This is a genomic window from Kitasatospora sp. NBC_00458, assembly GCF_036013975.1.
Lineage (GTDB): Bacteria > Actinomycetota > Actinomycetes > Streptomycetales > Streptomycetaceae > Kitasatospora.
On sequence record NZ_CP107904.1, the window covers coordinates 2,092,451 to 2,115,016 of the forward strand.

Annotated in this window: 19 protein-coding genes; 6 read left to right on the top strand and 13 right to left on the bottom strand. The window is 73.8% G+C overall.

The window, feature by feature from the left end:
* Positions 1-238 precede the first annotated feature (238 nt).
* Positions 239-541 (top strand): ferredoxin, encoded by a 303-nt coding sequence (locus OG550_RS07875; RefSeq protein WP_327675949.1) that lies wholly within the window; start codon positions 239-241, stop codon positions 539-541.
* Positions 542-580: 39 nt separating this feature from the next.
* Here the strand turns inward: OG550_RS07875 and OG550_RS07880 are convergent, their stop codons facing one another.
* The 3 genes from OG550_RS07880 to OG550_RS07890 all read right to left on the bottom strand — a co-directional run bounded on the left by OG550_RS07880 (position 581) and on the right by OG550_RS07890 (position 3,606).
* A complete protein-coding gene (locus tag OG550_RS07880) occupies positions 581-1,255 on the bottom strand; it encodes a hypothetical protein (RefSeq protein ID WP_327675950.1) in 675 nt (224 codons plus the stop codon).
* Positions 1,256-1,355: 100 nt separating this feature from the next.
* Entirely contained in the window at positions 1,356-2,315 is a 960-nt protein-coding gene (locus tag OG550_RS07885; protein WP_327675951.1) for a tRNA (adenine-N1)-methyltransferase, read from the bottom strand.
* A 67-nt stretch (positions 2,316-2,382) separates the two neighbouring features.
* A complete protein-coding gene (locus OG550_RS07890) occupies positions 2,383-3,606 on the bottom strand; it encodes a site-2 protease family protein (protein WP_327675952.1) in 1,224 nt (407 codons plus the stop codon).
* Between the two features lie 176 nt (positions 3,607-3,782).
* Here OG550_RS07890 and OG550_RS07895 point away from each other — a divergent pair, with 176 nt between their 5' ends.
* Positions 3,783-4,691 (top strand): RecB family exonuclease, encoded by a 909-nt coding sequence (locus tag OG550_RS07895; RefSeq protein ID WP_327675953.1) that lies wholly within the window; start codon positions 3,783-3,785, stop codon positions 4,689-4,691.
* Complete coding sequence (locus tag OG550_RS07900; RefSeq protein ID WP_030242805.1) at positions 4,692-5,363, top strand: response regulator; 672 nt, start codon at positions 4,692-4,694, stop codon at positions 5,361-5,363. It begins immediately after the preceding gene.
* Positions 5,364-5,447: 84 nt separating this feature from the next.
* On the opposite strand, the gene OG550_RS07905 is transcribed toward OG550_RS07900, so the two are convergent.
* From OG550_RS07905 to metH, 3 genes are all read right to left on the bottom strand, one after another.
* Entirely contained in the window at positions 5,448-7,052 is a 1,605-nt protein-coding gene (locus OG550_RS07905; protein WP_327675954.1) for an ABC transporter substrate-binding protein, read from the bottom strand.
* A 356-nt stretch (positions 7,053-7,408) separates the two neighbouring features.
* The gene (locus OG550_RS07910; protein WP_327675955.1) at positions 7,409-8,113 is read right to left on the bottom strand and encodes an HAD family hydrolase; all 705 of its coding nucleotides are present in this window, start codon (positions 8,111-8,113) and stop codon (positions 7,409-7,411) included.
* A 142-nt stretch (positions 8,114-8,255) separates the two neighbouring features.
* Positions 8,256-11,765 carry a methionine synthase gene (metH, locus tag OG550_RS07915; protein ID WP_327675956.1) on the bottom strand — a complete coding sequence of 1,170 codons (3,510 nt, stop codon included), beginning with the start codon at positions 11,763-11,765 and terminating at the stop codon, positions 8,256-8,258.
* A 144-nt stretch (positions 11,766-11,909) separates the two neighbouring features.
* Here metH and OG550_RS07920 point away from each other — a divergent pair, with 144 nt between their 5' ends.
* Positions 11,910-12,998 (top strand): glycosyl hydrolase family 18 protein, encoded by a 1,089-nt coding sequence (locus OG550_RS07920; protein WP_327675957.1) that lies wholly within the window; start codon positions 11,910-11,912, stop codon positions 12,996-12,998.
* A 36-nt stretch (positions 12,999-13,034) separates the two neighbouring features.
* On the opposite strand, the gene OG550_RS07925 is transcribed toward OG550_RS07920, so the two are convergent.
* Positions 13,035-13,574: an SRPBCC family protein gene (locus OG550_RS07925; protein ID WP_327675958.1), complete on the bottom strand. Its 540-nt coding sequence runs from the start codon at positions 13,572-13,574 to the stop codon at positions 13,035-13,037.
* Positions 13,575-13,924: 350 nt separating this feature from the next.
* Between OG550_RS07925 and OG550_RS07930 the strand changes: the two genes are divergently transcribed.
* A complete protein-coding gene (locus tag OG550_RS07930; RefSeq protein ID WP_327675959.1) occupies positions 13,925-14,875 on the top strand; it encodes a PAC2 family protein in 951 nt (316 codons plus the stop codon).
* Between the two features lie 131 nt (positions 14,876-15,006).
* Here the strand turns inward: OG550_RS07930 and mshC are convergent, their stop codons facing one another.
* The 6 genes from mshC to OG550_RS07960 all read right to left on the bottom strand — a co-directional run bounded on the left by mshC (position 15,007) and on the right by OG550_RS07960 (position 21,358).
* Positions 15,007-16,236 (bottom strand): cysteine--1-D-myo-inosityl 2-amino-2-deoxy-alpha-D-glucopyranoside ligase, encoded by a 1,230-nt coding sequence (gene mshC, locus OG550_RS07935; RefSeq protein ID WP_327675960.1) that lies wholly within the window; start codon positions 16,234-16,236, stop codon positions 15,007-15,009.
* A 268-nt stretch (positions 16,237-16,504) separates the two neighbouring features.
* A complete protein-coding gene (locus OG550_RS07940; protein ID WP_327675961.1) occupies positions 16,505-17,383 on the bottom strand; it encodes a dioxygenase family protein in 879 nt (292 codons plus the stop codon).
* Between the two features lie 239 nt (positions 17,384-17,622).
* Entirely contained in the window at positions 17,623-18,540 is a 918-nt protein-coding gene (locus OG550_RS07945) for a helix-turn-helix domain-containing protein (RefSeq protein ID WP_327675962.1), read from the bottom strand.
* Positions 18,541-18,807: 267 nt separating this feature from the next.
* Positions 18,808-19,605 carry an SCO1664 family protein gene (locus OG550_RS07950; RefSeq protein WP_327683732.1) on the bottom strand — a complete coding sequence of 266 codons (798 nt, stop codon included), beginning with the start codon at positions 19,603-19,605 and terminating at the stop codon, positions 18,808-18,810.
* 191 nt (positions 19,606-19,796) lie between these two features.
* The gene (locus OG550_RS07955; RefSeq protein ID WP_327675963.1) at positions 19,797-20,360 is read right to left on the bottom strand and encodes a DUF3090 domain-containing protein; all 564 of its coding nucleotides are present in this window, start codon (positions 20,358-20,360) and stop codon (positions 19,797-19,799) included.
* 224 nt (positions 20,361-20,584) lie between these two features.
* Positions 20,585-21,358 carry an MSMEG_4193 family putative phosphomutase gene (locus tag OG550_RS07960; protein WP_327675964.1) on the bottom strand — a complete coding sequence of 258 codons (774 nt, stop codon included), beginning with the start codon at positions 21,356-21,358 and terminating at the stop codon, positions 20,585-20,587.
* Positions 21,359-21,507: 149 nt separating this feature from the next.
* On the opposite strand from OG550_RS07960, the gene OG550_RS07965 reads away from it, so the two are divergent.
* The gene (locus OG550_RS07965; RefSeq protein ID WP_327675965.1) at positions 21,508-22,500 is read left to right on the top strand and encodes a magnesium and cobalt transport protein CorA; all 993 of its coding nucleotides are present in this window, start codon (positions 21,508-21,510) and stop codon (positions 22,498-22,500) included.
* Positions 22,501-22,566: the final 66 nt, after the last annotated feature.

Below are 22,566 nucleotides of genomic sequence, written 5' to 3' on the forward strand. Positions count from 1 at the left end.
GGGACCAGGGGTCCGTAAACCCCTAGATCAAGAAAGATGGAACGGGCGTGTCCGATCTTCGCCCTCGCGTGCTTCCCCTCTGCTAGGGGGATACCCACCGCGCACCGGCCAAAGCGGACCAGATGTATCGTCGATCGAGTCGATATCCGATCGCGACCGCTGCCTGAGGTCCGATCGTTGTACGAATGGCGGGAATGCCCCGAGAAGGGGCGTCCCGGGACAGAAACGGCGGAAAAGCATGTCGGTGAGCGAGTCGAAGGCGGCGTCCGAGCCGCTGGAGGTCTGGATCGACCAGGATCTGTGCACCGGCGACGGCATCTGCGCGCAGTACGCACCGGAGGTCTTCGAACTGGACATCGACGGCCTCGCCTACGTCAAGGGGGCCGACGACGAACTCCGGCAGCAGCCCGGCGAGACGGTGCCGGTGCCGCTGACGCTGCTTCAGGACGTGGTGGACTCGGTGAAGGACTGCCCGGGCGACTGCATCCACGTCCGCCGGGCCGCCGACCGGGTCGAGGTGTTCGGCCCGGACGCGGAGTAGGCACGGGCGCCCGGAGGCGGGTGGGCGGGTCCCTCCCCCTCAGGTCCGGCTGAGCGGAGCGGCGGTCTGGGTACGGTCCCAGCCGCCGCTCCTGCGCGTCCAGGTGAGGTCGAGTGAGATGTCCGGCTCGAAGCGCGGCACGTCGTCGCCGGAGTACCCCTGGGCGTGCCCGGTGACGGTGCCGTCGGAGCGCAGGGCCAGCCGGCTGACGGTGAGGTTCTCGCGCTCGGAGAGCAGGGTGGCCAGCACCACCGGCCGGCCGCCGGCCGGGCCCGGTCCGAGCAGGTAGACGGCGTCCGGCGGGGTGCCGTTCTCGGCCGCGCAGTGGGCGGCGACGACGGTGCCGGGCTTGCCGTCGCCCAGGTCGGCGGCGAAGCTGACGGCCGTTCTGACCGGGAACGGACCGCAGTCCAGCGGGAGTTCGGCCGCGGCCGGGTCCGGCGCCGCGGCGGCCGGCAGGGCCTTGGGAGCGGAGCGCGTCGGGTGCGGGGCGCCGGTCGCGGGACCGGCGGCGAGTGCGGCCGCCACCACGGCGGCGCAGCCGGCGACGGTGAGGACCCAGTGCCAGGGGGTGGTCCGGGCCCGGGCGGGCCCGGTGCGGCCCCCGGGGCCCCGCTGTCCGGTGCCCTGCTGTCCGGGGGTGTGCTGTCCAGCCGTCGTCCCGACCGCGGTCTCCACCAGGCGTCCCCTCCAGTGGTCTGTGTGAGCGAGCATCGTCGCACACCCGGGCGGCCGTCCGGTGGCCCGGGTCGCCCCGGCCCGGACAGCGCGGAGGGGCGGTACGACGACGCGTACCGCCCCTCCGACGGGGTGCTCAGCCGAGGTCGGTCTGACCGGCGTTCTCGGCGCGGGCGGCGGCCCGGGCGGCCGCGCGCTCCTGCAGGGACTGCTCGGGGGTCCCGTTGTCGTAGTCCTCGCCGTAGGCGCCCTTGGCGGGGCGGCGGCGGCGCAGCGGCGGCTCGACGCCGTCGGCCAGCCGGCGGGCGGTGAGCAGGAAGCCGGTGTGGCCGATCATCCGGTGGTCCGGGCGGACGGCCAGGCCCTCCAGGTGCCAGGTGCGGACCATGGTCTCCCAGGCCTGCGGCTCGGTGAAGGTGCCGTGCTCGCGCAGCGCCTCGACGGTCTTGGACATCTGCGTGGTGGTGGCCACGTAGCAGCAGATGAGGCCGCCGGGGACGAGCGCCTTGGAGGCGACGTCCAGGCACTCCCAGGGGGCCAGCATGTCCAGGATGACGCGGTCGACGTCGGCCTCGACCAGGTTGTCCTGGAGGTCGCCGACGGTGAGCTTCCACGCCGGGTGCGGCCCGCCGAAGTAGCGCTCGACGTTGCTCTTGGCGATGTCGGCGAAGTCCTGCCGGCGCTCGTAGGAGGCGAGCATGCCGGTGTCGCCGACGGCGCGCAGCAGGTAGGTGGAGAGCGCGCCGGATCCGACGCCGGCCTCCACCACGCGGGCGCCCGCGAAGATGTCGGCCATCGCCAGGATCTGCCCCGCGTCCTTGGGGTAGATCACGGCGGCGCCGCGCGGCATGGACAGGACGTAGTCGGGGAGCAGGGGGCGCAGCGCGAGGTACGGGACGTTGCCCGTGGTGCGCACGACCGTGCCCTCGGGGGCGCCGATCAGCTCGTCGTGGGGGAACGCACCCTTGTGGGTGTGGAACTGGTTCCCGGCCTGGAGCGTGAACGTGTAGTGGCGGCCCTTCGGGTCGGTCAGCTGGACCTGGTCCCCGACCTGGAAGGGCCCGCGTCGGCGGGTGGCACCGGTCGGTTCGGACATGCGGACAATCCTAAGGGAAGCGGACGGTCCCGCCCGACCAGGGTGATCTTCGGCCCCGGCGGCGCGGTCAGGCCCGGCCGGTGACGGCGGCGGTCAGCCGCTGTTCGATGTCGGTGAGCGCGGCCACCCCGTACACCTGCCCGTCCTCCTCGACGACCAGGTACTCGCCGGCCGGGGTGGCCCGGACGGCGCGCAGCAGGTCCTCGCCGGAGAGGTCGGCGGGGAGCCGGAGGCCGGGTTCGAGGTCGCGGGCGAGCGGGCCGACGGCGACCCAGGGGCGCCGGTGCTCGGGGATGCCGCGGACGGCGGACTCCCGGACGATGGCGACCGGGTCGCCGCGTCCGTCGACGACGACGACGGCGCCGGCCTCGGCCTCGCGGGCGCGGCGCATGGCCTCGCCGAGCGGGGTGTCGGCGGTGACCTCGACGGCCCGGCGGGCGAGGTCGCGCAGCCGCAGGCCGGGCAGCGCCTCCTTGAGCCGGGCGTTGCGCAGCGAGCCGGTGGCGCCGTTCCAGATGACGGCGGCGAGGACGGCGGCGAGGACGGCGTCGATCAGGGTGTCGGTGCGGCTGCGTTCGAGGTCGCGGGAGGCGCTGACCAGCGGGAGGCCGATGAGCACGACGACGGCCAGCGCGCGGCCGGCCCAGGCGGCGGCGACGGTGCCGGCCATCGGCCTGCCGGTGATCGCCCAGACCACGGCGCGCAGCATCCGGCCGCCGTCGAGCGGCAGGCCGGGCAGCAGGTTGAAGGCGGCGACGACGAGGTTGGAGACCATCAGGCCGGTGAGCAGCACCCCGGGCACGCTGGCCATCTCGACGGCCTGCAGGGCGAGGAGGAAGAGGCCGCCGAGGACCAGGGAGAGCAGCGGCCCGACGAAGGCGAGCCAGAACTCGCGCCAGGGGCGCTCGGCCTCCTTCTCGATCTCGGAGACGCCGCCGAAGAACTGGAGCTGGATGCGGCGCACGCCGAGCCGGTAGCGGAGCGCGACCACGGTGTGGGCGAGTTCGTGGACCAGCACGGAGCCGTAGAAGGCGACCGCGAAGGAGAACGCGACCAGGTAGCGGGCGCCGCCGAGTTCGGGCAGGACGCGGTCGAGCTGGCCGCCGAACACCCAGGTGATCAGCGCGGCGATGACGAACCAGGACGGGGTGACGTACACGGGCACCCCGAAGGGGCGGCCCACCAGCATGCCGCCGCGCGGCTGCGGGTCCTCGGACGGCGGGGTCCCCGGCCGGGGGCCGCCGCCGTGCGGTGGCTGGTCGGACGTCTGCCGCCCCCTGCTGTCGCTCACCGGGTTCCCTTCGTCCGTCTCCCCGCGCCGCGCCGCGCGCCGGTGCGCCCACGCTACGTGATCGGGGCCGCCGGGCGCCGCGCGCCCCTCGCTTCTCCCTGCCTCATACCCCGTGGGGGCGGGTTCTGGCAGCACCGTGGCAGCGGGATGACAGTGCAGGGCAATAGGGTCGGGGTATGCAGCAGACCGACACCAGCGGTGCCGGGGTGGTCACGCCCCGCCCGGCGGCACCCCCGACCGGCCTGTCCCCGTCGCGCGCGGGGGACTTCCTGACCTGCCCGCTGCTGTACCGGCTGCGGGTGATCGACCGGCTGCCGGAACCGCCGAGCGCGGCGGCGACCCGGGGCACCCTGGTGCACGCGGTGCTGGAGCGGCTGTTCGACAGCCCGGCGGCGGAGCGGACGCCGGAGCGGGCGCTGGGCCTGCTGCGCCCGCAGTGGGAGCGGCTGCTGGGCGAGCGCCCGGAGCTGTCCGGCCTCTTCCCCGAGGACCCGGACGGTGCGGCGCTGACCCGCTGGCTGGCCGACGCCGAGAAGCTGCTCACCCAGTGGTTCCGGCTGGAGGACCCGACCCGGCTGCACCCGGTCGAGCGCGAGCTGTACGTGGAGACGGCGCTGGACTCCGGGCTGCTGCTGCGGGGGTACATCGACCGGGTGGACGTCGCGCCCACCGGCGAGGTGCGGCTGGTGGACTACAAGACCGGCCGGGCGCCCTCGCGGGACTTCGAGGCCAAGGCGATGTTCCAGATGAAGTTCTACGCGCTGGTGGTCTGGCGGTGGAAGGGCGTCATCCCGCGGCGGCTGCAGCTGGTCTACCTGGGCGGCGGCGGGGACGTGGTCAGTTACGACCCGGACGAGGCCGACCTGCTCGCGGTGGAGCGCAAGCTGCTGGCACTGTGGGAGCGGATCGGGCACGCGGTGGCGACCGGGGACTTCCCGGCGACCCGCAACCGGCTCTGCGGCTGGTGCGACCACCAGGCCAGCTGCCCGGAGTTCGGCGGCACTCCCCCGCCGTACCCGCTGCCGCTGGCGCGTACGTCCGACGAGGGCGATCCCACGGGGGATCCGATGAGCAAGGAGTCCTAGGTGACGATCCGAGTGCTGCTGGTCGACGACCAGCCGCTGCTCCGCACCGGTTTCCGGATGATCCTGGAGGCCGAGTCCGACCTGGTGGTGGTCGGCGAGGCCGGCGACGGCCAGCAGGCCCTGGACCAGGTCCGGGCGCTGCAGCCCGACGTGGTGCTGATGGACATCCGGATGCCGCGGATGGACGGTGTGGAGGCGACCCGCCGGATCGCCGGTCCGGGGCGGGACGGTCCGGCCAAGGTGCTGGTGCTGACCACCTTCGACCTGGACGAGTACGTGGTGGAGGCGCTCCGCGCGGGGGCCAGCGGCTTCCTGCTGAAGGACGTGCCGGCCGAGGAGCTGGTGCAGGCGATCCGGGTGGTGGCGGACGGTGCGGCGATGCTGGCGCCGTCGATCACCCGGCGGCTGCTGGACATGTACGCCACCAAGCTGCCGTCCGGTGACGAGGCTCCGCCGCAGGCGCTGAACGCGCTGACCGAGCGGGAGCTGGAGGTGCTGAAGCTGGTGGCGCGCGGGCTGTCGAACGCGGAGATCGCGGCGGAGCTGTTCGTCAGCGAGACGACGGTGAAGACGCACGTGGGCCACGTGCTGACCAAGCTGCAGCTGCGCGACCGGGTGCAGGCGGCGGTGTACGCGTACGAGAGCGGGCTGGTCCGCCCCGGCGCGCTGTAGCCCCGGCCGGAGCACGACGGCGGCCCGTCCGCTCCCCTCGGAGGGGGAGCGGACGGGCCGTCCGCCGTTCGGTGCGTCCGCCGGCTACTTGCCGACGCGGCCGATCTCCCAGAACCGGAAGAAGCCGGTGGTGTCGACGGTCGACTCGACGCCGGTGATGTTGGAGCGGGAGGCGAAGAACGCCTTGTTCTGGAACAGCGGGATCAGCGGGGCGTTGGCGGCGACGATGTTCTGGATCTGGCCGTAGGCCGTCGTCGCGGCAGCGCGGTCGGCCTGCTTGAGGGTGTCCGGGACCAGCTTCTGGCTGATCTGCGGGTCGTCCCAGCCGTGGTGGTAGGAGCCGCCCTCGACGATCAGCGGGGCGACGTAGTTGTCCGGGTCCGGGTAGTCGGCGAACCAGCCGATCGTGTACAGCTGGTACTTGCCCTCGGCCCAGCCCTTCTTGAAGGCGTCCCAGTCGGGCTCGTGCTGCACGGTGATCTGGAACAGGCCGCCGGCCTCCAGCTGCTTCTTCAGCGTCTCGGACTCGGCGCCCTCGGCGCGGGAGCGCGACCAGGTGAGGGTGAGCTTGACCGGGGTCTGGACCTTGGCGGCGGCGAGGATCGCCTTGGCCTTGTTGACGTCCTGGTCCCCGTAGCGGTCGAAGAAGGCCGTGTTGTGGCCGCTGACGCCGGCCGGGACCATCGAGTACAGCGGCTGGACGGTGCGCGCGAAGACGTCGCGGGCGAGCGCCTTGCGGTCGACCAGCTGGGCCGCGGCCTGCCGGACGGCGAGGTTGCCGCCGGTCGCGTCCTTGGTGTTGAAGACCAGGTAGCGGGTGTCGTTGCTGTCGCCCTCGACGACCCGCAGGTCGGTCTTGCCGCCCTGCTGCTCGGAGAGGATCTGGGCGGCGGTGTTGGGCTCCAGGCTGTTGTCGGCGAGGTCGACCTCGCCCTTGTCCAGCGAGGCCTTGAGGTCGGCGGGCTTGTCGAAGTACCGCAGGGTGAACTTCTTGTTCCGCAGCTTGGCGTCGCCGGTGTACTTGTCGTTGGGCGACAGCACGACCTTGCCCGGGCCGGTGCCGCCGGCCATCGGCTCGATCGAGTCGATCTTGTACGGGCCCGAGCCGACCAGCTTGTCGTTGCCGAGCAGCTTGTCGGCCGGGAAGACCTCCTGGTCGACGATCGCGCCGGCGGGGCCGGCGAGCTTGGCCGGGAGGGTGGCGTCGGGCTGGGAGAGCTGGAACACCACCTCGGTGTCGCTCTTGGACTCGACCGACTTGATCGACGAGAGCAGGCCGGCCGGGCCGCTCTGGTCGTTGATCTTCAGCGTCCGCTGGATCGAGAAGACGACGTCGGCGGCGGTCAGCGCGTGGCCGTTGGAGAACTTCAGGCCGCTCTTCAGCGTGCAGCGGTACTGGGTGGCCTCGCCCGCGGTGAACTCGCAGGACTGGGCGGCGTCCGGGCTGGGCGCGCTGGAGGCGGCCGGGTAGCTGAGCAGCGACTGGAAGGTGTTGCGCAGCAGCAGCCAGGAGCCGGCGTCGTAGGCGCCGGCCGGGTCCAGTGCGTTGGTGACCGAGGTGGTCCCCATGGTGATCGCCTTGTCGCCGTCCCCCTTGACGGCGTCGGTCACCGAGCCGCAGCCGGCCACCGAGGCGGCCACGAGTCCGGCGCAGCCGAGCACGGCCAGTCGTTCAGCTGAAGTCTTCACGGGTCGCGTCCTTCTGGGTGCGGTCCGGCCGGGGGCCGGGGGCCCGCGAGCCGGTTGCCTCCGGGGTTGCGGAGGGCGCACGCGAGCCGGGCGCCCGTGCGACCGCGGGCAGGACGGGGTTGCCCGTCAGCGGCGGTGCCTGGGCTCGGGGTGGGGAACGAACTGGAGTAGCGTGCCATATCGAACACACACACCCGATACCCCCACAGGTGACAGTTGGGACACGGGGGGCGGCGCCGGTCAGGGCACTCCTACGAGTTGTCAGCCAATGCCCGTTTTCTCCCCGGACGCCCGGCGGGCGGGAGCGGCCGGGGCCGCTTACCGGCCGGTAGCACCGATCCGCAATGAGACGACAATCACACTCGTGAGGCGACCAGCGAGCGCAGCAGCTCCAGATCGACCTGCTCCAGCGAGGACAGCACCAGCCGGCCGGGCGCCGGCTCGATCACCGCCACCGAGGGCACCGCGATCACCGGGCAGCCGGCCGCCTCCGCCGCCCGCACCCCGGTCGGCGCGTCCTCCACCACCACGCAGCGGGCCGGCTCGGCCCCCAGCCGGCGCGCCGCCTCCAGGTACGGGTCCGGGTGCGGCTTGGTGCGCGGCACCTCGTCCCCCGCGACCGTGAAGGCGAAGTGCTCGGCGCCCAGCGAGCGCAGCACGATGTCGATGATGTGCCGGTGCGAGGCGGAGACCAGCGCGGCCGGGACACCGTGCGCGGCGAGCGTGTTGAGCAGCCGCTCGGCGCCCGGCATCAGCGGCACGCCGCCGGCCAGCAGGTCGACGAAGCGCTGGTTGATCAGCACGGTCAGGTCGGCCGGCGCGATGTCCACGCCGGTGGCGGCGAGCAGGTAGTCGATCACCCGGCTCATCGGGCCGCCGACCACCTGGGCGCGGTCCGCCTCGTCGAGCGCGTACCCGAGCTCGGCGAACAGCGAGGCCTCGGCCTGCCACCAGAAGTCCTCGGTGTCGACCAGCGTCCCGTCCATGTCCAGCAGCACCGCCTGCAGGCCCTGCCCGTCGCCGCGGCCGAGGGTCTGGGTGGCGGTGGAGATGGTGGTCATGGCGGGATCCTTCCGTCCGTGCCCCCGGATCGGCTCCGGGGATGGCACAGGCCGGCCCGCTGGTGAGCGGACCGGCCCGTTCAGGATCATCAAGGATACGCCCGGACCGCCCGGATCGGGCGAACGCGGTGCGGCGGCGGAGTTACCGCGCGTTGAAGTACTTCGCCTCGGGGTGGTGGATCACGATCGCGTCGGTGGACTGCTCCGGGTGCAGCTGGAACTCCTCGGAGAGCACCACGCCGATCCGCTCGGGCTTCAGCAGCTCGGCGATCTTGGCGCGGTCCTCCAGCTCCGGGCAGGCGCCGTAGCCGAGCGAGAACCGGGCGCCCCGGTACTTGAGCGCGAACATGTCCTTGACGTCCTGCGGGTCCTCGTCGCCGAAGCCCAGCTCGAAGCGGACCCGGGCGTGCCAGAACTCGGCCAGCGCCTCGGCCAGCTGGACGGAGAGGCCGTGCAGCTCCAGGTAGTCCCGGTAGGAGTTGTCGGCGAACAGCTCGTTGGCCGCCTCGGAGATCCGGTTGCCCATGGTGACCACCTGGAGGCCGAGCACGTCGCGGACCCCGGACTCCTCCGGGCGGAAGAAGTCGGCCAGGCAGAGCCGGCGCCCGCGCCGCTGGCGCGGGAAGGTGAAGCGGGTCCGCTCGGTGCCGTCCTCGTGGAAGACGATCAGGTCGTCGCCCTTGGAGTTCGCCGGGTAGAAGCCGTAGATGACCGCCGCCTCCAGCCACCCCTCGGTCTGCAGCCGGTCCAGCCACATCCGCAGCCGCGGCCGGCCCTCGGTCTCCACCAGCTCCTCGTACGACGGGCCGTCGCCGCTCCGGGCGGCCTTCAGGCCCCACTGCCCCTTGAACAGCGCGTCCTCGTCCAGCCAGGAGGCGTAGTCGGCGAACGGCACGCCCTTGACGATCCGGTCGCCCCAGAACGGCGGCTCGGGCACCCGGTTGTCGACGGCGACGTCGGAGCGGATCTGGCCGAGGTTGACCTCCTCCGGCTCCTCGACCTCCACCCGGGCGTGCCGGCGCTGCTTCAGCTCCGGCAGGGTCGCGCCCGGGACGCCGCGCTTGACCGCGATCAGCGCGTCCATCAGCCGCAGGCCCTCGAAGGCGTCCCGGGCGTACCGGACCTCGCCCTCGTAGATCTCGTACAGGTCCTGCTCGACGTAGGCGCGGGTGAGCGCGGCGCCGCCGAGGATCACCGGGTAGTCCGCCGCCAGCTTGCGCTGGTTCAGCTCCTCCAGGTTCTCCTTCATGATCACGGTGGACTTCACCAGCAGGCCGGACATCCCGATGACGTCCGCCCTGTGCTCCTGGGCGGCGTCCAGGATCGCCGAGACCGGCTGCTTGATGCCCAGGTTGACCACGGTGTAGCCGTTGTTGGACAGGATGATGTCGACCAGGTTCTTGCCGATGTCGTGGACGTCGCCCTTGACGGTGGCCAGCACGATGGTGCCCTTGCCCTCGTCGTCGGACTTCTCCATGTGCGGCTCCAGGTGGGCCACCGCGGTCTTCATCACCTCGGCGGACTGGAGCACGAACGGCAGCTGCATCTGGCCGGAGCCGAACAGCTCGCCGACCACCTTCATGCCGGCCAGCAGCGTGCTGTTGACGATCTCCAGCGCCGGGCGCTGCGTCAGCGCCTCGTCCAGGTCGGCCTCCAGGCCGTTGCGCTCGCCGTCGATGATCCGGCGCTGCAGGCGCTCCTCCAGCGGCAGCGCCGCCAGCTCCTCCGCCTTGGAGGCCTTCATCGAGGTCGAGGAGACGCCCTCGAACAGCTGGAGCAGCTTCTGCAGCGGGTCGTAGCCCTCGCTGCGGCGGTCGTAGACCAGGTCGAGGGCGACGTCGCGCTGGTCTTCGGGGATCCGGGCCATCGGCAGGATCTTGGAGGCGTGCACGATCGCCGAGTCCAGGCCCGCCTCGACGCACTCGTTCAGGAAGACCGAGTTGATCACCATGCGGGCGGCCGGGCTGAGGCCGAAGGAGATGTTGGACAGGCCGAGGGTGGTCTGCACGTCCGGGTGGCGGCGCTTGAGCTCGCGGATCGCCTCGATGGTCTCGATGCCGTCCCGGCGGGACTCCTCCTGCCCGGTGCCCAGGGTGAAGGCCAGGCAGTCGACCAGGATCGACCCCTCGTCGATGCCGTACTCGGTGGTGAGCTGGGCGATCAGCCGCTCGGCGATCTCGACCTTCTTCTCCGCCGTGCGGGCCTGGCCCTCCTCGTCGATGGTCAGCGCGATCAGACCGGCGCCGTGCTCGCGGGCCAGCGAGGCGATCCGGCCGAAACGGGTGTCCGGGCCGTCGCCGTCCTCGTAGTTCACCGAGTTCAGCAGGGCCCGCCCGCCGAGCGCCTCCAGGCCGGCGCGCAGCACGTCCGGCTCGGTGGAGTCCAGCACGATCGGCAGCGTGGAGGCGGTCGCCAGCCGGCCGGCGATCTCCTTCATGTCGGCGACGCCGTCGCGGCCCACGTAGTCCACGCAGAGGTCCAGCAGGTGGGAGCCGTCCCGGATCTGGTCCCGGGCGATCTCCACGCAGGCCTGCCAGTCGCCGGCCAGCATCGACTCGCGGAACTTCTTCGACCCGTTGGCGTTGGTCCGCTCGCCGATCGCCAGGTACGAGGTGTCCTGGCGGAACGGCACCGACTGGTACAGCGAGGCCGCCGAGGGCTCCGGACGCGGGTCGCGCGGCGTGACCGGCCGGCCCTGGACCCGCTCGACCACCTGGCGCAGGTGCTCGGGGGTGGTGCCGCAGCAGCCGCCGACCAGCGAGAGGCCGTACTCGCGGGTGAAGGTGTCGTGCGCGTCGGCCAGCTCCGCCGGGGACAGCGGGTAGTGCGCGCCGTCCTTGCCCAGCACCGGCAGGCCCGCGTTCGGCATGCAGGACAGGCCGATCCGCGCGTTCTTCGCCAGGTAGCGCAGGTGCTCGCTCATCTCGGCCGGGCCGGTGGCGCAGTTCAGACCGATGTAGTCGACGCCCAGCGGCTCCAGCGCGGTCAGCGCGGCACCGATCTCCGAGCCGAGCAGCATGGTCCCGGTGGTCTCCACCGTCACCTGGACCAGCACCGGCAGGTCGAGGCCGGCGTCGGCCAGGGCGCGCTTGGACCCCAGGATGGCGGCCTTGGTCTGCAGCAGGTCCTGGCTGGTCTCCACCAGCAGCGCGTCGGCGCCGCCCGCGATCAGACCGGCCGCGTTCTGCCGGAAGCCCTCGCGCAGCACCTCGTACGGGGCGTGGCCCAGGGTCGGCAGCTTGGTGCCGGGGCCGATCGAGCCGAGCACCCAGCGGGTCCGGCCGTCCTCGGCGGTGTGCCGGTCGGCGGCCTCGCGGGCGATCCGGGCACCGGCCTCGGAGAGCTCGAAGACCCGCTCCGGGATGTCGTACTCGCCGAGCGCCGAGTGGTTGGCGCCGAAGGTGTTGGTTTCCACGCAGTCCACGCCCACCGCGAAGTACGCGTCGTGGACGGACCGGACGATGTCGGGCCGGGTCAGGTTGAGGACCTCGTTGCAGCCCTCCAGGTTCTGGAAGTCCTCCAACGTCGGGTCCTGCGCCTGGAGCATCGTGCCCATCGCCCCGTCGGCCACCACCACGCGGGTGGCGAGCGACTCACGCAGCGCGTTCGCGCGGCTCTGCTGGGTGACGGACGGGTCGGCTGCAGTGGCCATGGGGCTTCTCCCTGGGTGCGACGGCTGTCGGCTTTGCACGCCCGCTGAATCGGGCCCGCACGTGGCCAGGGTATCCGGCCCCCGCCGGGAGCACGGCACGTGTTCCGTATCCTGAGCGCTCGGCCGCGAGGGGAGAGCGACGACATGGGTGGATTCCGGACACGTGTACGCCGGGCGGGAGCGCTTCCCGGCCTCTGGGCGCGGGCCCTGCGCGCCCGCTGGCGGAGCTGGTCGCGGTGGCGGAAGTCGCTGGCCGCGGCGCTGATCGCGGTCGCCGTGGCGGTGGTGCCGATCGGCTCGGCGGCCCTCGCGCTGCGCCTGCAGTACGTCGGCGACCCGTCCCCCGAGGCGCGCACCCGCGGCCGCGACGCGGTCTGGCTGGGTCATGCCTGGGTCGACGGCCGTAAGGGTGACGCGGACGTCGCCGCGCTCGCCCGGCGGCTGGCCGGGACCGGCGTCCGCGACCTCTACGTGCACACCGGCCCGCTGGAGCACGACGGCTCGCTGCCGCCCACCGTGCACCCGCGCGCCCGCTGGTTCACCGAGGCCGCGCACCGCGCGCTGCCCGGGATCCGGGTGCAGAGCTGGCTCGGCGACGAGGTCAAGCCCGAGAAGGACGCCCTCGACCTGGAGGACGCCCCCACCCGGGACCGGGTCACCGCCTCCGCCCGCCAGGTGCTGGACCTCGGCTTCGACGGCGTGCACTTCGACATGGAGCCGATCCGGCCCGGTTCGAAGGGCTGGCTCGCCCTGCTCGACCAGGTCCGCCCGGTCACGGCGGAGCGCGGCACGAAGCTGTCGGCCGCCGTGCCGCAGATCGACCCGCTCCCTTACCAGCACAACGTGGCCATCGCGTTGACCGACCACGGCAAGTGGTGGGATCAGGCCTATTTCGCCGAGACCGCCCGCCGGGTCGACCAGATCGCCGTGATGACCTACGACTCCAGCATGCCGACCGAGTCCCTCTACGGCGGCTACAACGCCTACCAGACCGAACTGGCCCTGGAGGCCACCCCCGAGGACGTGGACCTGCTCATGGGCCTGCCGTTCTACTGGGAGGACAAGTGGGGCCACTGGGGTCACGCCGAGACGGTGAGCGCCGGCATCCGGGGCATCCGGCTCGGCCTCGGCCGGTACGACCTCGGGCGGCAGAACTTCGGCGTCGGGCTGTACGTGGACTTCGCCGCGACCGAGCAGAACTGGGCCGACTACCGGCGGCACTGGGTGCGCTGAGGAGGCCGCGGGCGCGGGGCCCCGCGCCCCCGGGGCTCAGATCTCCGGGGTGTCGGGCGGGCCCGCCATCCGGTGGGCGAGGTCGTCCAGGAAGCGGTGGACGGCGCTCCCCTCTCCGGTCACGTAGTGCGACACCGCCCGGTAGAGCGGCTGGTACACCTCGCCGCGCTCGGTGACGGTCAGCGTGCAGCCCGCGCCGGCCGGCGTCAGCCGGTACGTCCAGGTGCCGCCGTACGGGAGGTCCCGGTCGGCGATCCCGGTCACCAGCAGGTGCGGGGCCGCGCTCTCCAGCACCTCGTACGTGGTGTACCCGTGCCGGCCGTACTCGCGCCAGCGGGGCCGTCCGTCGGCGGCCGCCGGCAGGGGCTCGACGTGCGACAGGCCCCGGCGCCAGGCCGGGTGGAGGCCGGTGTCGGTCAGCACCTCCCAGACCGCGCCGGGCGGCTGGGCGAGCTCCAGGCCGCCCTCGCTGACGTGCTCCACCGGCAGCCGCCGGCCCGCCGCCCGGGCCGCCAGCACCGCACCGGCCCCGGTGGCCAGCACGAGGCCGGCACCGGTCCACAGCCGTCCGTTCATCCGCCGGCTCCTCACACCCGCCGTCCGGCCCCCGCCTCCATCATCGCGCCGCGCCGCCGGGCGGGCGCGGCCGGCGGCCCGGTGACCTGGCGGCCCGGTGACCCGGTGACCTGGTGGCCGCCCCGGCCGGGCCCGCCGGGATAACCGGTGGATCGCGGCGCCCCCCTCCCCCAGACTGTCCCGGTGCCCGGCGGTACGGGGCTTCAAAGCCCGTAGGCTGGGCAGGTAGGGACCATGGAGCGAGGCGTTCCATGGGTGACGAGAGGTTCGGCCGTCGGCATCCGGCCCGCCGGTATCCGGGCATTGCCTGCCGGGTGCGGCGGCGGCCGCCGACCGGAGGGAGACGCTGGGTGATCGAGCTGGAAGATGTTCCCGAGTTGATCGACCCGGTGATGGTCTGTGCCTTCGAGGGGTGGAACGATGCGGGGGACGCCGCCTCCGCGGCCCTGGCGCATCTGGACGAGACCTGGGGCGGCAAGGTGTTCGCCGCCCTCGACGCGGAGGACTACTACGACTTCCAGGTCAACCGGCCCACGGTCTGGCTGGACGGCGGCGTCCGCCGGATCACCTGGCCGACCACCCGGCTCTCGGTGATCCGGGTGACCGAACCGAAGACCCGGGACGTCGTGCTGGTCCGCGGCATCGAGCCGAGCATGCGCTGGCGCTCGTTCTGCAACGAGCTGCTCGCCTTCGCGCACGAGCTGGGTGTCGAGCTGGTGGTGATCCTGGGCGCCCTGCTCGGCGACACCCCGCACAGCCGCCCGGTGCCGGTCAGCGGGGTCACCTCCGACCCGGACCTGGCCCGCCGGCTGGAGCTGGAGGAGAGCCGGTACGAGGGCCCGACCGGGATCGTCGGGGTGCTCCAGGAGGCGTGCACGCACGCCGGGGTGCCCGCGGTGACGCTCTGGGCGGCGGTGCCGCACTACGTCGCGCAGCCGCCGAACCCGAAGGCCACCCTGGCGCTGGTGAACAAGCTGGAGGACCTCCTGGACCTGCGCATCCCGCCGGGCGAGCTCGGCGAGGACGCCCGGGCCTGGCAGCTGGGCGTGGACCAGCTGGCCGCCGAGGACAGCGAGGTGGCCGAGTACGTCCAGCAGCTGGAGGAGGCCCAGGACACCGCCGACCTGCCGGAGGCCTCGGGCGACGCGATCGCCCGCGAGTTCGAGCGGTACCTGCGGCGGCGGGAGAACGTCGGACCGACCGGCGAGAAGCCGGTGGCCGGGCACGCCACGGCGGAGCGGCCGAGCGAGCCGGAGGCGCCCGGCTCCCGGGAGAGCCAGGACGGTGCCGAGGAGGACTGACCTCCCGGACCCGAACCGCGCACGGCGGAGGGGGGCGTCAGGACCATCGTCCTGACGCCCCCCTCCGCCGTGCGCGGTGAGTGGTCCGCCCGGGCACCCCGGCGGGGTGCCCGCGGCGGCGCGGGCCGCTGCTAGAGCGCGAGGCCGAGCAGTGCGTCCACGGTGCGGGTGACCAGGCCGGGGGCGCCGATGTCGGAGCCGCCCGCGGTCCGCTGGCGCTCGGCCCAGCGGTCCACCGCGGCCAGCGCGGCGGGCGCGTCCAGGTCCTCGGCGAGCGCCGCGCGGACCTCGGCGAGCAGCTCCTCGGCGGCCGGGCCGTCCGGGCGGGAGACCGCGGCGCGCCAGCGGGCGAGGCGCTCGACGGCCTCGTCCAGGGTGGCCTTGGTCCACTCCCAGTCCTCGCGGTAGTGGTGCGAGAGCAGGGCGAGGCGGATCGCCGCCGGGTCGACGCCCTCGCGGCGCAGCGCCGAGACGAAGACCAGGTTGCCGCGCGACTTCGACATCTTGTGGCCGTCCAGGCCGACCATTCCGGCGTGCACGTAGGCCTTGGCGTACGGGTGGGCGCCGGTGGCGACCTGGGCGTGCGCGGCGCCCATCTCGTGGTGCGGGAAGGTCAGGTCGCTGCCGCCGCCCTGGATGTCGAAGGACATCCCGAGGTACTGCAGGGCGATCGCGACGCACTCGATGTGCCAGCCGGGGCGGCCGTGGCCGAGCTCGGTGTCCCAGGCGGGCTCGCCGGGGCGGGCGGCCAGCCAGAGCAGGGCGTCCAGCGGGTGGCGCTTGCCGGGGCGGTCCGGGTCCCCGCCGCGCTCGGCGAAGACCGGGTGCATGGCCTCGCGGGTGAGGCCGGAGACCTCGCCGAAGGTCGGGTCGGCCTCGACCGAGAAGTAGATGTCGCCGTCCAGCTCGTAGGCGGCCCCGCTCGCCAGCAGCTTCTGGACCAGCGGGACGATCCACGGGATCGACTCGACGGCGCCGATGTAGTGGGCCGGCGGGAGCAGCCGCAGGGCGGTCATGTCCTCGCGGAAGAGCGCGGTCTCGCGCTCGGCCAGCGCCGTCCAGTCCTGCCCGGTGGCGACGGCGCGCTCCAGCAGCGGGTCGTCCACGTCGGTGACGTTCTGGACGTACAGGACGTCGTGACCGGCGTCCTTCCACACGCGCTGCACCAGGTCGAAGGCGTTGTAGGTGGCGGCGTGGCCCATGTGGGTCGCGTCGTAGGGCGTGATTCCACAGACGTAGATCCGGGCGGTGCCGTCCTGCGGCACGAGCTCCCGGACGACTCCCGTCGCGGTGTCGTGGATACGGAGGGGAAGCCCCTGACCAGGCAGGGCGGGAACCTCGGAAGCGGGCCAGGCATGCATGGGAATGACTTTAACCGGGCGAACATTTGAAAGCCTAACCAGTCGGCAAGATCGACTGGATTCGCCTGCTTTCGTTGCCTGAGCGGTTCTGGACTGATAGTGCGCGGCGCTTGACTGTCCTTGCCCGTGGTGCGGGTGGGCAGGTCGGTGCGCCCGGACGGCCGTGCCGCCGACCGGACGCTCGGTGCGGGTGAGCGGGTCGATGCGCCCGGACGGCCCTGCCGCCGACCGGGCGCTCGCGACCCACCGGGTGAGACGGCCGGAGCCGCTACAGCCGCTGCCAGAGGGCCGGAACGTTCGGCGGCTCCCAGCCCGGGAAGGCGGTGTGCCCCTGGAGGCAGCGGTAGGAGACGCCGGCATAGGTGACCTGGTCGCCCGCGTTGTAGGACGCGCCCGCGGTCCACGTCCCGCCGGGGGGCGTCGTGGTGGGCGTCGAGGTCGGGGTGGAGGTGGGCGTCTGCGTGGGCGTCTGGGTCGGGTTGGGGGTCTGCGGCACGTTGAGGACGAAGTCGTACGTGCCCTCCTTCGCCGAACCGACCTGGCGGACGTTCATCAGCAGCCGCGCGTCGTAGATCGTGTCGGTGCTGTTGCGCGGCTCACCCGGGAAGTACAGCTGCGTGGTGATCACCGGCCGGCCGGGCGCCTGGAGCTTGACGTGGATGTGCCGGGTGCGGCCCGGGTAGAGGCCGGGCACGATCGTGGTGAGGCTGAAGGCGCCCTGGGCGTTGGTGAACTGGTGGCCGCGGAAGGTGAAGCCGACGTTGTCGTAGGCGCCGTTGACGTCCGCCTGCCAGAAGTCCAGCAGCACCCCGGAGATCGGCAGGCAGGCCCGGCCGAAGACGAAGCCGCTGACGGTGAGCCGGGTGCCCGGCGTGCTGCTGGTGATCAGCGAGCTGCGCAGCGGGGAGTTGGGCTTGAAGTAGGGGCCCTCGGTCTGCTCGATGGTCGGGGCGTCGCCGTCGTGGCAGGCCGGGGTGAACTCGGGGGTCTCGCCGGTGCCGACCCGGTCGCGGGCCAGTGCGACGCCGCCGCCGACCAGCAGCGGTGCCGTGCCGAGCACGGCGGCGGCCCTCAGGACGGTCTTGCGGCTGATCCGGCGGTCGATCGGACCGTCCGTCCCGGTGGTGGGCTCTTCGGACGCGGGCATGCGCCGACTCCTTCGGTCTGGGTGTGGGGGCTGTCTGGCTGGTACCGGCGCAGGGACCTGCGCCGGGCCCCGTGGGGGGGCGGGAGGTGCCGGGGGTGGTGCGGATGGCGGTGCGGAGCGGTCGGAGGAGCGGATGGGGGCGGTCTGGGGGCGGCCCGTGCCATGGTGGGGGCATGACAAGGACTCGGCCGGCGGCCGCCCCGCTCTCGCCGGGCGGCCGCCGGTGGCCAGCAGTCAAACTACGGGCCGTCCGGGGCCGCCGCGATGGACGTGATCCGGGGATCGTGGTGATTTCCTCCGACCCGGCCCCGGAACTCCCCCGGCGTCATCCCGGTCTCCCGGCGGAAGAACCGGCAGAAGTACGCCGGATCACCGAACCCGGCCTCCCGCGAGACTTGGCGGACCGTCAGCTCCGTGCAGGCCAGCAGCCGTTTCGCCTCCAGGGTCTGCTGCTGGCGGATCAGCCGGCCCGGCGTCCGGCCGGTCGCCTGCTTGACCACGGCCTGCAGGTGGCTCACCGAGACGCCCAGCTCGTGGGCGCAGGAGGCGACCGAGTGCTGAACCCCGCCCGGGGTCGCGATCAGCCGGGTGAAGGCCGTGGCCAGATCGCCGGTGCGCCCCGGCGAAGCCCCCGGCCCGCCCGGCGAACAGGCCCTCAGTGCCCGGACGATGAGGATGTGCAGACTGGCCCGCAGCACGCCCGGGTAGCCGGCCGGCCTGGTCCGGAACTCCTCCTCCATGTCGGCCAGCAGCGTGGCGATCGGCCCGGCCTGGTCGCCCAGCCGCACGGCCGGACGGCCGGCCAGGGTGCGCAGCGCCGCGAGGTCCTGCGGGTGGGCGAGCAGGAAGTCCTCGTTGAAGAGGACCACCTGCCCGGTGAGGTCGTCGGCGTCCGCCCAGTAGTGCACCTGGCCCGGTGCGATCACGCACAACTGCGGTGGCCTCAGGGACCGGTGGGCCAGGTCCAGGACGTGGGCGCCGCGTCCGCCGGTGACGTAGACGATCTCGTAGAAGGAGTGCCGGTGGGGGAAGCCCGCGCGGGAGAGCGGGCCGATGGTGTCGAAACTGCCGATCGCGAAAGGGAGCAGATGCGGCAACGGGACCTGTAACCGGTGCAGCGGCAGGTCCAGGTGGGGGGTGGTCCGTCGCTCGTCCATCGTCGCAGTGTGCGGCCGGTCCGGCGTACCGGTCCAGACCACTTCCGGTTGTGTGGGGTGCGGCGGGCGCGGCGGAGCCGCCCGGCGGCGCCGCGGGGCGGCGCCGCGGGGCGGCGCCGCGGGGCGGGGTGCGGGGCGGGGTGCGGGGCGGGGTGCGGGGCGGGGTTCGGGGCGGGGTTCGGGGCGGACTCCCGGGCCCGCGGACCGGGGCCGCGCGGGCCCGGGCTCATGCGGGGCGGCGGGGCGCCCCGGCCGGGGGCGTGCGGGTCAGACCGGCGGCCAGGGGATGGACGGCCAGTCGTCGGACGGCAGCGGGTGGGTGCCGGTGGCGCGCAGCGCCGCCACCCGGGCCCGGGCCGCGTCCAGTTCGGCGGCCGTCAGGTGCGGGGCCAGCCGCTCCCCCAGCTCGCCGTCCAGCTGCTCGGCCAGCCCGGCCAGCACCTGCGCCGACTCCGCGGGCAGCGGCTGCCCGGCCCAGCCCCAGAGAAGGGTGCGGAGCTTGCCCTCGGTGTTGAAGGTGACGCCGTGGTCGATGCCGTAGATCCGGCCGTCGGCGGCCGGGATCAGGTGGCCGCCCTTGCGGTCGGCGTTGTTGAGGACGGCGTCCAGCACCGCGAGCCGGCGCAGCCGTTCGTCGTCGGGGTGGACCAGCAGCGCGGTGCGCCCGCCGCCCACGTCCGCGCGGACGATCGGCAGCCAGCCCGCGTCCGGACCGCGCGGGTCCTGGAGCGCGAGCAGCGGCTCGGCGTCCGGGTCCGGTTCCACCCAGAGCTGCACCATGCCGGGCCCGTGCGGGCCCCCGCGCAGCACGGTCGGCGGGATCAGCGCCCAGCCGGTGGCGGCCGACACCTCGTACGCGGCGACCTCGCGGCCGGCCAGGGTGCCGTCCGGGAAGTCCCACAGCGGGCGCTCGCCGGCCACCGGCTTGTAGACCGCCTGCGCGCTGCGGCCGTCCAGCGCGACGGTGCAGTAGAGCGCGGCGTTGGAGGCGTCGGTGAGCCGCCCGTGGACGGTCAGCTCGCCCTCGCGCAGCAGGCGCAGCGCGGTGGGCGGGTCGGCGGCCAGCGCGGCGGCGGCCGCCGGGTCGGCCCGGGGCGCCTCGACGGTGTCGGGGTCGGTACCGGCCCCGGCGCCGGGGGCGCCCTGGGCGGTGCCTGCGGTCTCGGGGCCCGCGGTGTCGGGGCCGGTGGCACCCGGGTCGGTGGCGCCCGGCTCGGGGGTGCCCGGACCCCCGGCCTGGGGCGAGGCCTCGGTGTTCAGCGCCGGTAGCCGTTCGCGCGCGGGCACAGGTGGCCCTCCGGGTCGAGCGGCAGGTTGCAGAACGGGCAGGGCTTGCGGCCGGCCGCGACCAGGTCCAGCGCCCGCTTGGCGAACACCCGGGCCATCGCGCCCGAGAGCCGGACCCGCAGCATGTCCGGACCGTTCTCGTCGTCCTCGAAGACGGCGGCGCCCTCGTCCTCCTCGTCCTCGACCAGGGCCTGCGCCTCGACCACCAGGCAGCTGTCCACGCTGTCCCAGGCCAGCGCCATCGTGCCGACCCGGAACTCCTGCTCCAGCGGCAGGTCCAGCGGCGCGGTGTCGAGCAGGTCCAGCGGCGCGGTGGCCGGGATCGACTCCGACCCCCCGCTGCGGCGCAGCGCCTCGTCGAGGACCTCCTCGATCCGCTCGGCGAGCGCGGCGACCTGGGTCTTCTCCAGCAGCACGCTGGTGATCCGCCCCCGGGCGCTCGCCTGCAGGTAGAACGCCCTGGCGCCGGGCTGGCCGACGGTGCCGGCCACGAACCGTTCGGGCTGGTCGTAGAAGTAGACCTGACGGGGCACGCTCTCGCTCCGGATCGTCTCGATCGTCGTAGGGGTCGTACGGGGTGTGGGGGGACGGCCGGGGTACGGGGGACTCATGGTCACCCTACGACCTCCCGGGCCGCGCCGGGGAGCCGAGCCCCGGGCGGGCCCGCTCCCGGGCCGGGCGCCGCGGCGGACCGGTGCCCCGGCGGGCGGGCGGACCGGCGGCGGCGGACCGTGCCGGCGGGTCGGGCCGGCGGTGCTCAGGCCGTACCGGTGGAGCCGCCGACCACGGCGTCCCCGTCCGGGTCGCCGCCCCGGTCGCCCGGGCCGGCCGGCCCGCCGTGTCCCGGACCGCCCGGGCCCGCCGGCCTGGGGGCGAGCGAGGCGAGGTCGCCGGTGTCGCCCATCCTGAGCACGAAGGGGCGCCGCGCGGTGTAGCGGATCGCGGTCACCGAGCACGGGTCGACGTTGATCCGCTGGAAGTGGTCGAGGTGCAGGCCGAGTGCGTCGGCGACCACCGCCTTGATCACGTCGCCGTGGGAGCAGGCGATCCAGACCGCGTCCTCGCCGTGCTCGGCCGCGACCTTCTCGTTCCACTCGCGGACGGCGCCGACCGTGCGGTGGCTCAGCTCGCGCAGCGACTCCCCGCCGGGGAACGCCGCCGCCGCCGCGTGGTCCTGGACGGTGCGCCAGAGCGGCTCCTTGGCCAGCTCGGCGAGCGGCCGTCCGGTCCACTCGCCGTAGTGGCACTCGCCGAGCCGCTCGTCCAGGGCGGGCTCGCCCGGCGCGGACCCGCCCCGCTCGGGGCCGGCCAGTCCGGGCCGGGCCGCGAGCAGCGGCTCCAGGGTCTGCCGGCACCGCTCCAGCGGGCTGCTGACCGCCTGGACCAGCGGGATCCCGGCGAGCCTGCCGGCCAGCGCGGCCGCCTGCGCGCGCCCGGTGTCGTCGAGGTCCACCCCCGGGGTCCAACCGGCCAGGATTCCGGCGGTGTTCGCGGTGGACCGGCCGTGACGGACGAGCAGCAGGGTGGGCATGGGGCCTACCCTACGGCCTCCCGTGGCCTGCCGGGCCGAACGGATCATGCCCGACCTGGCAGGACCGGGCGGGACGGGCCGGGACCGGTGACACGGTGGCGCGGGACCGGTGACGCGGTGGGTGCCCCTCGGGCCCCCCAGGGGCGACAATGGCCCGCATGATCGTCCACTGCGCCATCTACCGCGACGGCCGCCCGGTCGCGGCCCCCGCGGACCCCGCCGGCTCCCTCGCCGCCGCGCGGGCGGCGGGCCGGGGCGGCTTCGTCTGGATAGGCCTGTTCGAGCCCACCACCGAGGAACTCGACGAGGTCAGCACCGAGTTCGGGCTGCACCCGCTGGCCGTGGAGGACGCGGTCAGCGCCCACCAGCGCCCCAAGGTGGAGGCCTACCAGGGCTCGCTCTTCGTGGCGCTCAAGACGCTCGGCTACCACCCGGGCGGCCACGCCGTCACCAGCGGCGAGGTGATGCTCTTCGTCGGCGAGGACTTCGTGATGACGGTCCGGCACGGCGCCGACAGCCCGCTCGGCGAGCTGCGGGCGGAGCTGGAGAAGCAGCCCGAGCTGCTCAGGTACGGCCCGAGCGCCGTACTGCACTCGGTCTGCGACATGGTGGTGGACGGGTACGTGGACGTGGTCGTCGGGCTCCAGGCGGACCTCGACGAACTGGAGGCCGACGTGTTCGCCCCCGGCCGGGTGGGCCGCGACATCGCGAGCCGGATCTACGGCTACAAGCGGCAGCTGGTCACCGTCCGCCGGGCCACCGGCCCGCTGCTCGACCCGATGCTGCGGCTGGAGCGCGGCGGCGTCCCGTTCGTCCGCCCCGAGGCGGTGCCCTACCTGCGGGACGTCGCCGACCACCTGGCCCGTGCCAACGACCAGGTGGAGGGCATGGACCGGCTGCTCTCCGACATCCTCTCCGCCAACCTGGCGCAGGTGAGCGTGCAGCAGAACAACGACATGCGGAAGATCTCGGCCTGGGCGGCGCTGGCCGCCGTGCCGACGATGATCGCGGGCGTGTACGGCATGAACTTCGACGACATGCCGGAGCTGCGCCAGCCCTGGGGGTACCCGGCGGCGGTCGGGCTGATGGTGCTGGTCTGCCTGGTGCTGCACCGGGTGTTCAAGCGGCACGACTGGCTGTGAGGAGGGGCCGGGGCCGGGGCGGCGTCGCCCCGGCCACCGGCCCGCCGTCCCCTCCCCGTCCCTCTC

Coding starts and splice junctions, on each gene's coding strand:
- mshC (WP_327675960.1), bottom strand. CDS start 16,236: ATGCATGCCTGGCCCGCTTCCGAGGTTCCCGCCCTGCCTGGTCAGGGG.
- OG550_RS07885 (WP_327675951.1), bottom strand. CDS start 2,315: ATGTCCGAACCGACCGGTGCCACCCGCCGACGCGGGCCCTTCCAGGTC.
- OG550_RS07965 (WP_327675965.1), top strand. CDS start 21,508: ATGGCCCGCATGATCGTCCACTGCGCCATCTACCGCGACGGCCGCCCG.
- OG550_RS07960 (WP_327675964.1), bottom strand. CDS start 21,358: ATGCCCACCCTGCTGCTCGTCCGTCACGGCCGGTCCACCGCGAACACC.
- OG550_RS07940 (WP_327675961.1), bottom strand. CDS start 17,383: ATGCCCGCGTCCGAAGAGCCCACCACCGGGACGGACGGTCCGATCGAC.
- OG550_RS07875 (WP_327675949.1), top strand. CDS start 239: ATGTCGGTGAGCGAGTCGAAGGCGGCGTCCGAGCCGCTGGAGGTCTGG.
- OG550_RS07895 (WP_327675953.1), top strand. CDS start 3,783: ATGCAGCAGACCGACACCAGCGGTGCCGGGGTGGTCACGCCCCGCCCG.
- OG550_RS07880 (WP_327675950.1), bottom strand. CDS start 1,255: ATGCTCGCTCACACAGACCACTGGAGGGGACGCCTGGTGGAGACCGCG.
- OG550_RS07910 (WP_327675955.1), bottom strand. CDS start 8,113: ATGACCACCATCTCCACCGCCACCCAGACCCTCGGCCGCGGCGACGGG.
- metH (WP_327675956.1), bottom strand. CDS start 11,765: ATGGCCACTGCAGCCGACCCGTCCGTCACCCAGCAGAGCCGCGCGAAC.
- OG550_RS07920 (WP_327675957.1), top strand. CDS start 11,910: ATGGGTGGATTCCGGACACGTGTACGCCGGGCGGGAGCGCTTCCCGGC.
- OG550_RS07925 (WP_327675958.1), bottom strand. CDS start 13,574: ATGAACGGACGGCTGTGGACCGGTGCCGGCCTCGTGCTGGCCACCGGG.
- OG550_RS07945 (WP_327675962.1), bottom strand. CDS start 18,540: ATGGACGAGCGACGGACCACCCCCCACCTGGACCTGCCGCTGCACCGG.